We start from the raw sequence: 12,195 nt of genomic DNA on the forward strand, positions 1-12,195 counted from the left end.
CGAAATAAGCCAAAAATTAAATATTGATGCTAATATAGTGCTAGGTGTTTGATTGAATATGAGAGCTGTTGAAGCAATAGTTGAGAATACGTTGATCCATAAACAGATATGGGGCATCACTAAAAGCAAAAGGCCTAATTCCCAACGGAAATAGACCTTTAATCTTTGTCGGGGTAGCGGGATTCGAACCCACGACCCCCTGCTCCCAAAGCAGGTGCGCTAACCGGACTGCGCTACACCCCGAACTAACGAATTATGAAAAAGCCTTTGACCGTTTCCTGTCGGGGTAGCGGGATTCGAACCCACGACCCCCTGCTCCCAAAGCAGGTGCGCTAACCGGACTGCGCTACACCCCGAAAGGTCTTTCCTTCAAAAGCGATGCAAAGGTAAGGCTTATTGTTGAAATATGCAAGTGTTAAGAGGATTTTTTCTGCTTCATAACACATTTTTTATTCCTTTTCTCCCTGCCTTCTGACACTTCTCATTCTGGAATATTGGAACAAAAAAAGAATCAGACAGCTTTGTCCAGCTTCTCGAGCAAGGCTGTAAGTTCTGAGCGCCAGTCGCTTCCGTTGACAGGCTGAAAGGTATGCATACCCATGTCGGCTCCCATCTGTACATTCGAGGCTCCATCATCCACAAAAAGTGTTTCGGCCGCATTCAGTTGTACATCCGACAGGATGTGACGGAAAATCCGTTCATCAGGTTTGGTATGCCCCATCTCATAAGAGAGATAGAGTTTGTCGAAATAGGCATCCAGCGGTTTTCCGGCAGGGGAGAACTGCTTACTGCAAGCCCAGCTGATGACATAGGGATTTGTGTTGCTCAAGACGTATAGCCGGTAGCGATGGCGAAGTTCTTCCAGAAGAGTAAGAATACGTTCGTCTACCCCGGAAAAGAATCCCATCCAGGCTTCCTTTACTTCTTCAAAGGTAAGCGGACGTCCGCAAAGCTGTCCAAGAATCTCCCGGAATTCCTGTTCCGTAAGGGTCCCTTCTTCCAGCTGCTGGAAAATACCAGTCTGATGATACTTGTCAAGACGGCTGTCAGCATCCTTCAGTCCCAGCCGGATAAAAGCCTGTACGGCGTGGTCGCGGTCAATAGGAGCAATCACGCCGCCGAAATCGAAGATAATGTTTCTGATCATGGCTTCAGGCTTATTTACGCAACATCAATGTTTTGAACGGGGCAGGGTAGGGTGTTTCAAACTCCATCCGCTCGCCCGTTACAGGGTGATAGAAGCAAAGTTTGAAGGCATGAAGTGCCAGACGTCCCAGAGGATTCACTTCACATCCGTAGCGCTCGTCTCCGACTACAGGATGTCCCAGTGTCTGCATGTGTACGCGGATCTGGTTCTTGCGGCCGGTTTCCAGCTGGAGTTCCACCAGTGAGAATCCGTTGGCACGCTTAATGGTATGGTAATGGGTTACCGAGAACTTTCCTCCGTCGTCAACCGGAGAGGAGCTGACATACAACTTGCGGTCAGTCAGCCATGATTCCACCTTACCCTGGTCTTTCTCCATGTCACCGGTTACAATCGTCACATAGCGACGGTCATAAACAATGTCGTGCCAGTTGTCGCGCAAGGTGTGCTGTGTCTTTTCGTCCTTGGCATACATCATGATACCCGAAGTCTCACGGTCCAGCCGGTGTACCACAAATACGCGGTTATTGCGATGCTGTCGTTTGACATATTCATTCAGGATATGCTGGGCCGTACGTTCTTTCTGTTTCTCTGTTGCAACGGAAAGAAGTCCTTCTTTCTTTTCCACTACGATCAGATAGGCATCTTCGTACAGGATCTTCAGCATCGGATGACGGAACTCATGCTTGTTGCGGTCTTTGCTGATCTGTACCTTCATGCCCGGAGTCAGCGGGAAGTTGTACTGAGTCTGGATATTGTTATTGACCAGCACTACGCGGTTGGACAGCAAAGCCTTTACACGCGTACGGCTCACCCCTGCCATTTTCTTCATCAGGAACTCCATCAGTTCGGCAGGTTCTGTCACATTATAAATTGTATATTGTGCGGCGGCACGTGCTCTGGGACGTCCGCCGGCCGGATTGCTATTTCTTGCCACGATTTTACGGATTCAGTGATAAGGATTTAATGTTTCGGTTCTTCTCTTTTCTCCAGCAGCACGACATTTTCCACATGATGCGTATGAGGGAACATGTCAACGGGCTGTACGGCAGTCACTTTGTATTTACCGTCCAGCAGTTGCAGGTCGCGTGCCTGGGTTGCCGGGTTACAGCTTACGTAAACGATACGTTTCGGTTCGGCAGCCAGAATTACATTAATGACATCATTGTGCATACCTGCCCGGGGAGGATCGGTAATGATGACATCCGGACGTCCGTGTTCGCGGATAAAGTCTTCTGTCAGGATATCCTTCATATCACCGGCATAGAACAGGGTATTCGTGATTCCGTTGATCTGAGAATTCACTTTTGCATCTTCAATGGCTTCGGGTACATATTCGATACCGATGACCTTGCGTGCACGGCGTGAAACAAAGTTGGCAATGGTTCCGGTACCGGTATAAAGGTCATACACCAGTTCGTCTCCTTCCAGTCCTGCAAATTCGCGCGCTACCTTATATAAATTATAAGCCTGTTCAGAATTGGTCTGGTAGAAAGACTTCGGACCCACTTTGAAACGCAGGCCTTCCATTTCTTCGAAGATGTGATCTTTTCCGCTGAATACTTCCACGTCGAGATCACCGATCGTATCATTGCACTTGTTGTTGATCACGTAGAGCAGCGAAGTAATTTCGGGGAAAGAGTCGGCCACATACTGCAGAAGTTCCTTCATCTTTGCCAGTTCTTCATCATTGGTAATCTTGCATTGAAGCAATACCATCAGTTCGCCGGTAGAAGAAGTACGTACCATCATGTTACGCAGCATGCCTTCCTGAGTACGCAAGTCGAAGAATGGATAGTTGTGGGCATATGCGTAGTCACGGATACTGTTCCGGATGCGGTTGGAGATATCATCCTGAAGCCAGCACTTCTCAATTGCCAGCACCTTGTCGAAAGCTCCGGGAATATGGAATCCTACGGCATTCATCTGATCGTATTTCACATCCTGTTTCACTTCTTCCTCGGTCAGCCATCGCTTGTTCGAGAAGGTATATTCCAGCTTATTGCGGTAGAACATGGTTTTTTCCGAACCTAAAATCGGACGAAATTCAGGAAGCTCTACCTTTCCGATCCGTGTCAGATTGTCGAAAACCTGTTTCTGTTTGTATTTAATCTGATCCTCATACGCGAGGCACTGCCATTTGCAACCGCCGCATACGCCGTAGTGCTGGCAGAATGGTTCTACACGCATGGGAGATTTCTCGTGAATTTTTACGGCCACAGCTTCTGCATAATGGTTCTTCTTGCGTTTTACCTGCAAGTCTACTACATCTCCCGGTACCACGTAGGGTACAAACACCACCAAGTCATTTACTTTAGCCAAGGCTTTGCCTTCTGCGGCTACATCGGTTATCGTTACCTTTTCCAGTAAAGGAAGTTCTTTTTTCTTTCTTGCCACTGTCGTTTTCAATAAATCCAATTTGGGAGCAAATTTAAGAATAATTCCCGACATTCCGCCATGATTTTCAAAATACTTCATTTTGCAATGTCGATATAGCAAAACATGTTGTAAAATACATTCTTTTTATTTGCTTATTCACAAAATATGTCTAGTTTTGCCCCCGTTATCATTAAGAAACATGATAAAAACAAAATATTTAGCCTATAAATCTTAGAAAAAATGGAAAAGAAAAGAGTTTACACCTTCGGGAACGGACAAGCTGAAGGAAAAGCTGACATGAGAAATCTTTTGGGTGGTAAAGGCGCGAATCTGGCCGAAATGAATCTGATCGGTGTTCCGGTACCTCCCGGTTTTACAATAACAACTGAAGTCTGCAATGAATATTTTGAAAAAGGAAAAGAAGCAGTCGTTGCTTTACTGAAAGAAGATGTAGAAAAATCAGTTGCAGGCATTGAATCACTGATGAAGTCTAAATTCGGAGACGTAGAAAATCCGTTGCTGGTTTCCGTACGTTCCGGTGCACGTGCTTCCATGCCGGGTATGATGGATACCATCCTGAACCTGGGATTGAATGATGAAGTAGTGGAAGGTCTGGCACGCAAAACCGGTAATCCCCGTTTCGCATGGGATTCTTACCGCCGTTTCGTACAAATGTATGGTGACGTGGTGCTGGGCATGAAGCCGACCAATAAGGATGATATCGATCCGTTTGAAGCTATCATTGAAGATGTCAAGAAAGCCAAAGGCGTTCGTCTGGACAACGAACTGGATGTAGACGATCTGAAGGAACTGGTAGTCCGTTTCAAAGCTGCCGTAAAAGCCCAGACAGGAAGCGACTTCCCCAACAATGCATATGAACAGCTCTGGGGAGCCATCTGTGCTGTATTTGACTCCTGGATGAACGAACGCGCCATCCTGTACCGCAAGATGGAAGGAATTCCGGTAGAGTGGGGTACAGCGGTCAATGTACAGGCCATGGTATTCGGTAACATGGGCGATACGTCTGCAACAGGTGTCTGCTTCTCACGCGACGCCGGTACAGGTGAAGATCTGTTCAACGGTGAATACCTGATCAATGCACAGGGAGAAGACGTTGTGGCAGGTATCCGTACACCGCAGCAGATCACCAAGACCGGATCTCAGCGCTGGGCAGCCTTGCAGGGTATTTCTGAAGCTGACCGTCTGGCCAATTATCCGTCAATGGAAGAAGCCATGCCTGAAATCTATAAGGAACTCGATGCTTTGCAGACCAAACTGGAAAACCACTACCACGACATGCAGGATATGGAATTCACCGTTCAGGAAGGAAAACTGTGGTTCCTGCAGACTCGTAACGGAAAACGTACCGGTGCAGCTATGGTGCGCATTGCCATGGAAATGCTGGAACAGGGCATGATCGATGAAAAAACTGCTATCATGAGATGCGAACCCAATAAACTGGACGAACTTCTTCACCCTGTATTCGATAAGGAAGCTCTTCGCTCAGCCAAAGTCCTGACACGCGGTCTTCCGGCTTCTCCGGGTGCTGCATGCGGTCAGATCGTCTTCTTCGCAGAAGATGCTGCCAAATGGCGTGCAGACGGACGTCGTGTCGTATTGGTTCGTATTGAAACATCTCCGGAAGACCTGGCCGGTATGACCGTAGCCGAAGGTATTCTGACAGCCCGCGGCGGTATGACTTCTCACGCTGCAGTTGTGGCAAGAGGTATGGGTAAATGCTGTGTATCCGGTGCAGGCGCCATCAATGTAGATTATAAAGCACGTACCGTAGAAATTGACGGTGTATTGCTGAAAGAAGGTGACTTCCTTTCTCTGAACGGTAGTACCGGTGAAGTTTACCAGGGAGAAGTTGTTACCAAGGCAGCCGAACTTTCCGGTGATTTTGCCAAACTGATGAGCCTGTGTGACAAATATACCCGTCTGAAAGTACGTACCAATGCTGATACTCCTCATGACGCTCAGGTGGCACGTAACTTCGGTGCAGTAGGTATCGGTCTGTGCCGTACAGAACACATGTTCTTCGACAACCAGAAGATCATCGCCATGCGTGAAATGATTCTGGCTACCGACGAAGAAGGACGTAAGAAAGCTCTTAATAAACTGTTGCCTTATCAGAAAGCTGACTTCAAGGGCATCTTCAAGGCAATGGACGGTTGTCCGGTGAATGTTCGTCTGCTCGATCCTCCTTTGCATGAATTTGTTCCTCACGATCTGAAAGGTCAGGAAGAAATGGCTCAGGCTATGGGTGTAACGGTAGAATATATCCGCCAGCGCGTAGAAAGCCTGTGTGAACATAACCCGATGTTGGGACATCGTGGCTGCCGTCTGGGTAACACTTATCCGGAAATCACAGCCATGCAGACCCGTGCTATCCTGGGAGCAGCTATCGAACTGAAGAAAGAAGGTTACGATCCGCATCCGGAAATCATGGTGCCGCTGACCGGTATCCTGTATGAATTTGAAGCTCAGGAAAAGGTGATCCGTGCAACAGCAGCAGAACTCTTCAAGGAAGAAGGTATAGAAATTCCGTTCAAGGTAGGTACAATGATTGAAATTCCGCGTGCCGCTCTGACTGCCAACCGCATTGCTTCACGTGCAGAATACTTCTCATTCGGAACCAATGACCTGACTCAGATGACCTTCGGTTATTCACGCGATGACATTGCTTCCTTCCTGCCGGTATATCTGGAAAAGAAGATCCTGAAGGTAGACCCGTTCCAGGTACTCGACCAGAATGGTGTAGGACAGCTGATCGAAATGGCCGTAGAAAAAGGCCGCTCTGTCCGTCCCGAACTGAAATGCGGTATTTGCGGTGAACATGGTGGTGAGCCGTCCTCAGTGAAGTTCTGTCACAAAGTTGGATTGAACTATGTTTCCTGCTCTCCGTTCCGCGTGCCTATTGCACGTCTGGCTGCGGCACAGGCTGCAATAGAGGAATAATCTCTTAAAAATATTATTTTTATATCAGGCTGTAATTCACCGTTTTACGGTAATTACAGCCTGATTTGCGCTTAGACGGTTCGTACATTTGACCGCAAAAAATGAGCCAAATAAACGTATTTGTTTTACTCTATGTTTACCCCAAAAATGGCCATGTTTACCCCGTTTACCCCAAAGTTTTCCCCATTGTTTTATCATTAAAATATAGTAGGTATGACAACATTCAAAGCAACGGTAAAAAAGCCAAGATCAGATGGGTTCTATACAGTTTACATCAGAGTCACACATCAGCGCAAAACAAGTTATATCAAGACTAACAAGATTATTGATCCGGCTCATATAACCAGTAATGGTGAGTTAACAGACCCGGTAGTGAATGAATATTGTGCTATAATCATACGCCAATATACAGACAAACTGAATCGTGTTGACGCTACATTTTGGGAACTTAAAGATGTCATAGAATTCCTTCACAAAAATGATGAAGAGACATGCTTCAGTGATTATGCGAGAAAGTTTATTTCGAAGATGGAATCTGAAGGGCATGAACGTAATGCTAAAAACTATAAACTTGCAGTCAATCATTTAGAACGGTATATAGGTACTACCAAAATCATGTTTAGCATTCTTACGACTTCTGTTTTAACACAATGGATTGACACATTGTATAAGACCAGCAGAGCAAAAGAAATGTATCCCACTTGCATCAGACAGATTTTTAAGAAAGCAATCATAGAATTGAATGACGAAGAACGTGGTATTTTGCGTATAAAATACAATCCATGGCTAAAAATTATAATCCCAAAATCAGACAATACACTGAAAAGAGCAATCAGTGCAGAAGCTTTTCGTGAATTCTTTAATCGTCCTCTGCCACAAAGTAAAATGGTATCTCCCCTTCCTGAACTCGGCAGAGATATAGCCCTGCTTTCATTGTGTATGGGTGGTATTAACACGATAGACCTTTACGAACTGAAAAAGAAAGATTATAAAAATGGTATTATAGGATATAAGAGAGCGAAAACAAGATATAGTCGTAGGGATGAAGCATACATGGAGATTCGTATTGAACCGTTTATACAGGATACATTTAATAAATATCTATCTACGGACCAAACAGATGAATATCTGTTTAATTTTCATAGTCGTTATAGTAATTCCGATAGTTTCAATGCCAATATAAATATGGGAATCAGGCGAATATGCCAAGATATGGGAATGTCCAAGGAGGAATATTATTGCTTTTATACGTTTCGTCATACCTGGGCAACCATTGCTCAAAACGATTGTGGAGCAAATATGTATGAGGTAGCATTCGGTATGAACCATAGCCATGGATTTAATATAACAAGAGGCTATGTAAAAATAGACTTTACTCCAGCATGGGAACTTAATGCAAAAATCATAGACTTCATATTTTTCAGTAATAAAAACAGTAAACAGAGTTTAGTTCGTAACTTTGAATTACCTTCAGAGAAAATGTTTCGTATTACAAAAAAGATGATGATATATGGAAGAGCATATTTTAAAGGCGAAGTTATTGCCGAAGTTACGGACATAGGTTTTGATACCGTTGATGATGTTATTTCAGCACTTGCCAATCAGCTTCCTAATGACATACCCGTAGGATGTAATGTACAGTTCCGATTAACAAACTGTGATTCTCAAAAAGAAGCAGTATATGTCAGAAGTAAAGGTAAGGGATTCTAAATTGGACACATAGAGGGAACAATTATCCTAATTCATATCAGAACCGTATCATTTCACTTACTGATACGGTTCTTTCTATTTGTCCGGTTGATTTCTGGGCATGATTTCACGGCCTATAATTATAGCAAAGACAAGTATGATAAGCTTCCATATAAAAATGAAAGTTTTCTTGATCAACCAAACTGCCAGACGTATGGCAAACCTCAAAAGCCAGAATACCAACTTCAGGAGTAGCATACCGATAATAAGTACCGGCAGCAGATATATAATCAACAACAGTTCAAACATAATGTGTAATATTTATGAGTATAAGAGCTTATTAATTATATAAATACACTAAAAATCAATGAGATACAGAAATTTACGCAACACTATTTTCTTATTATTCGAGTAGTTCTTTTGCTGATTATCTGTATTATATCACCATAATAACAAGGTATTTCCAGAATCTGAAAACAAGGTTATTCTGTTTGAATGTTTCTACAATACAAGTTCAGATATAATAAGATTTCCCAATAGCCATTTCATCAGCTGAATCAGCTACAAGATTATATTTTCCCTTTTATTGGGATTCCAATAACTTAGATAAGCTGGTTACTTTTGCCATGCTATCATGATATTGGAGTTACATATTACATTGGCTATAGATTTAATGAAAGCAATAACCATTTATCATATATAACTACATCTTGTGTGTTTTTGAAACTTTGGTTTATTAAACCATATATTTTGCAACATTATTTTCTGATTACTGAATTTCGTATAGTTCTAAGATTGAAAAATACCTATAGCATCTGTTTCTGAATACACGAAAATTGGTTTGATAAGTTCTAGGACCCTATACAACAATATTTCGCTATATGGATATTCCAAGACAACCGGATGCTACGGCACATGGTTAGCAGGAGTATGTCTCCAAAGAATTGTGTTGTTGATTTCGGTTTGCAACGGCTTTCTCCGGTAAATTTGGGTGTAATAATCATTTCCGGATGGCATTGTTCTGTCATGCAGAATTTTCCAAGCAAGTTGTACTTTTGTGGCCACAAAACTCTGTTTCGTACTCACAAAAGTAACTTGCCGAATGCTGGCGCATCGGAGCAGCTGGCCGCTGTTTCGCATGGCGAAAGATGATCCAGGAAACCTAACCACCAATGTTTCCAAATATGAAGAATCAGAGAACCAAGTACATCAAAGTAAGAATGACACCAGAGGAAATACAACAATTTAAGGAGAAATCTGCCTCTTATTCATCTGTGAGTCATTATATACGTTCTGCACTGGCAGAGTATTCAAATATCGGAACCAAAAGGCAGCTCGAACTGATGAATGATCTCGGTCTGTTTTACCGCAAATATCAGAATGAACTTTCCTGGGCTGGAGGAAACCTTAATCAGTCGGTTAAACGTGCCAATGAGCTTGCGGTAGCCGGATTACTCGCACCCAGCTATATCCAGGAGGTTCTGTTACCAATTATCCTCGAAACTCAGAAAACATTGAACCGAATAAAGAAAGACCTTGATTCTCTGACACAGAAAGCTGTCAGAATCTGAATTGCAGATTACACGGTATTCAATCACTTCAGATATTATTATTGTGTAACCGTAGATTAATGAGTTTGAAGTTTTTCGGTTACTCAGTCACTTAATACTTGATAAATAAAGATTCAATATGATAGCAACCATATTACCTGGAAGTACTAACTTCCATGCAGTCGGTTACAATGAACATAAAGTCTCGAAAGGTATTGCACGGCTTATCGAGATTCAGAATTTCGGTTCACTCGGAACTTTTCACAAACCTACCCCAAGTGAGCTGGTTGGTTATCTCCAAAAGTACAGTTCACAGAATAGCAGAATCAGGAAACCGCAGTTTCATATGGCCATATCATGTAAGGGACATGAAATGTCGGAAGATGAATTGCTGGATTTTGCGCACCAGTATCTCAAGGAAATGGGATACGGAGAATCCGGTCAGCCGTTACTTGTTTATTCCCATTATGACACGGAGAATACCCATCTTCATATCATCACCTCGAGAGTGGCACCTGATGGAAGAAAGATTCAGCACAGTCATGAGCGCAGACGTTCTCAAGAAGTCATTGACCGTATTCTTGGTAACGACAGGAAGAAGAAAACGGAATATGACATTAATTTAGCCAACCAGTACACGTTCTCTTCATTTGCCCAGTTCAAGGCAATCATGGTTTCCATGGGATATGAAGTATATCAGAAAGATGAGAATGTATTTGTCAAGCATGGTGGAAAGGTTCAGAAGGAAATTCCTTTTTCTGAAATAGAAAGTCTGTTCAAGAGCGGTTATCGGGAAAGGACACGTTGCCGACAGCTTAGAAGCATATTAAAGAAGTACCGTGACGTAAGTTCCAACAAGGAGGAACTGCAGAAGGAGCTGAAAACGAAGTTCGGCATTGACATTGTATTCTTCGGCAAGAAGGATGCACCCTACGGATATATGATTGTTGATCATGCAAACAAGACCGTTATTCATGGTGCAAGAGTGCTGGCTGTAGAGGAACTTCTAGACTTTACTACTCCTGAAGAACGGTTCAATCGGATTGAGGACTATATTGACCAGTTACTGACACTTAATCCGAAGATTACCCAGGGTGAAATATACAGTAAAATCAGAAAACAACGCGCCTATATCAAGAAAGGTATCATCTATTTTGATGGCCAAAGCCGTCCGTTGAAACCTTTTATGGCAGAGGCTATTGACCGTAACAACCGTATAGCCATGGTAGAAATGTTCAGTCCGGCTACTGAGGCTGAACGGGATTTGCTTTGTAAAATTTTCAAGGTTTCACGGACAGATTTAGTGGATATATCTCCGGAAAGGACACACTATTACACTGATGCAGTAAACCGTCTGCGTGAGATATTCAATGATGAAACTGTTTCCTCTGTCAGAAGCCAACTTCATGAAGAGGGCTTCACCATCCGTAATGAAGAGGATGTAACTTATGCCATCAATTTCAAGAAGCATATCATTATAAATCTTACTGAAGAAAGGTTCAATCTTGAACGGTTAAGGAAACAGCCAGTAAAACCAATCGAACGGAATAGACACCAGCAACCGGCAAAGCCTGTTTCACGTTTCTCTGGCAATGCCAGGCTGCGTGATGCAGGTGGTGGCAGTCATAGCGAGAAACGTGAGTGGGAAGTTGGAAGGAAAGATAATTATGATGATGTTGATGATGAACATTCAATTAGAAGATAAGTTTAAAATGTGCATTTTACTATTCCATACAAATTGTTTTAATAAGGAAATATATAGCTTATAATTATTGGATTAATCTAAAAGAACGAATATTATAACATTCTATATCTGTTTAATAATTAAGTTTTTTAAGTATCTTTGTGAGAGATTAAATATTAAGTTAAGATTTGCATGGATAGAACCGATTTTATAGAGAACAGAATTGACGTTATTAAAAATATATATACACTTTACTCTTATGCAAAAAGTTCGATAGCCGAAAATAAAGAATGGGCTTTACAACGATTTAAGCAAGGTAAATGGTATATCGTTGAAGTATTTGGTAATACCTTATTTTTTGCTCCAAGTCGTTTTGTTGGTTACAAAGACAATACAATAGAAAATCACAAATTAAATCCTGGAGATGGAACACAAACGAACAGTAAATTTCGTGAGCTAAAATTATATAAAGAAGCATCTGATGTTTTTCTTACTCAACAATTTGAACACTTCATGATAACCTTAGGAATAGAGAAAGATACCGCTAAATTCTTAATTCCTTATAATTATGAAATTAGTGATTTGAAGAAGCCAAGAAAATGCTATTTCATTTGTCCGACTCATTGTAAAGGACAAAAAGAAAATGCATGGAAAAGTTTTCTTTCTAAAAACATAATGGCTATAGGATGGAAACATACTGATTATACTAATTATTCCATTGAGGAGATAATAAACGATTATACTGATGACTCTACAGCCATAGAGCCTTTTAAAAATATAAAGGATAT

Annotated in this window: 8 protein-coding genes, 2 tRNA genes and 1 pseudogene; 5 read left to right on the plus strand and 6 right to left on the minus strand. The window is 42.3% G+C overall.

Going from position 1 to position 12,195, the window contains the following annotated elements; all coding sequences use genetic code 11:
• Positions 1-168: 168 nt before the first annotated feature.
• The 5 genes from BACCOPRO_RS03535 to rlmD form a co-directional block, all read right to left on the minus strand.
• Positions 169-243 (minus strand) — tRNA-Pro (locus BACCOPRO_RS03535).
• 38 nt (positions 244-281) lie between these two features.
• A tRNA-Pro gene (locus tag BACCOPRO_RS03540) sits at positions 282-356 on the minus strand.
• 155 nt (positions 357-511) lie between these two features.
• Positions 512-1,147, minus strand: coding sequence for an HAD family hydrolase (locus BACCOPRO_RS03545; protein WP_008140998.1), 636 nt, complete (start codon positions 1,145-1,147; stop codon positions 512-514).
• A gap of 10 nt (positions 1,148-1,157) precedes the next feature.
• Positions 1,158-2,081, minus strand: a complete 924-nt coding sequence (locus BACCOPRO_RS03550; RefSeq protein ID WP_008140999.1) for an RluA family pseudouridine synthase — start codon at positions 2,079-2,081, stop codon at positions 1,158-1,160.
• Between the two features lie 26 nt (positions 2,082-2,107).
• A complete protein-coding gene (gene rlmD / locus BACCOPRO_RS03555; protein ID WP_040311143.1) occupies positions 2,108-3,541 on the minus strand; it encodes a 23S rRNA (uracil(1939)-C(5))-methyltransferase RlmD in 1,434 nt (477 codons plus the stop codon).
• A 222-nt stretch (positions 3,542-3,763) separates the two neighbouring features.
• On the opposite strand from rlmD, the gene ppdK reads away from it, so the two are divergent.
• On the plus strand, positions 3,764-6,484 hold the full coding sequence (gene ppdK / locus BACCOPRO_RS03560; RefSeq protein ID WP_008141002.1) for a pyruvate, phosphate dikinase: 2,721 nt from the start codon (positions 3,764-3,766) through the stop codon (positions 6,482-6,484).
• A 213-nt stretch (positions 6,485-6,697) separates the two neighbouring features.
• Positions 6,698-8,194: a phage integrase SAM-like domain-containing protein gene (locus BACCOPRO_RS03565; protein WP_008141003.1), complete on the plus strand. Its 1,497-nt coding sequence runs from the start codon at positions 6,698-6,700 to the stop codon at positions 8,192-8,194.
• A 75-nt stretch (positions 8,195-8,269) separates the two neighbouring features.
• Here BACCOPRO_RS03565 and BACCOPRO_RS18645 read toward each other — a convergent pair whose 3' ends face one another.
• The gene (locus BACCOPRO_RS18645) at positions 8,270-8,482 is read right to left on the minus strand and encodes a hypothetical protein (protein ID WP_008141004.1); all 213 of its coding nucleotides are present in this window, start codon (positions 8,480-8,482) and stop codon (positions 8,270-8,272) included.
• An 875-nt stretch (positions 8,483-9,357) separates the two neighbouring features.
• Between BACCOPRO_RS18645 and BACCOPRO_RS03580 the strand changes: the two genes are divergently transcribed.
• From BACCOPRO_RS03580 to BACCOPRO_RS03590, 3 genes and pseudogenes are all read left to right on the plus strand, one after another.
• Positions 9,358-9,744 (plus strand): plasmid mobilization protein, encoded by a 387-nt coding sequence (locus tag BACCOPRO_RS03580; RefSeq protein WP_040311144.1) that lies wholly within the window; start codon positions 9,358-9,360, stop codon positions 9,742-9,744.
• A 118-nt stretch (positions 9,745-9,862) separates the two neighbouring features.
• Entirely contained in the window at positions 9,863-11,428 is a 1,566-nt protein-coding gene (locus BACCOPRO_RS03585) for a relaxase/mobilization nuclease domain-containing protein (protein ID WP_008141007.1), read from the plus strand.
• 171 nt (positions 11,429-11,599) lie between these two features.
• Positions 11,600-12,195, plus strand: a pseudogene (locus BACCOPRO_RS03590) (AAA family ATPase); the annotation flags it as partial.

Source organism: Phocaeicola coprophilus DSM 18228 = JCM 13818 (genome assembly GCF_000157915.1).
In the GTDB taxonomy this organism is placed as follows: Bacteria; Bacteroidota; Bacteroidia; order Bacteroidales; family Bacteroidaceae; genus Phocaeicola; species Phocaeicola coprophilus.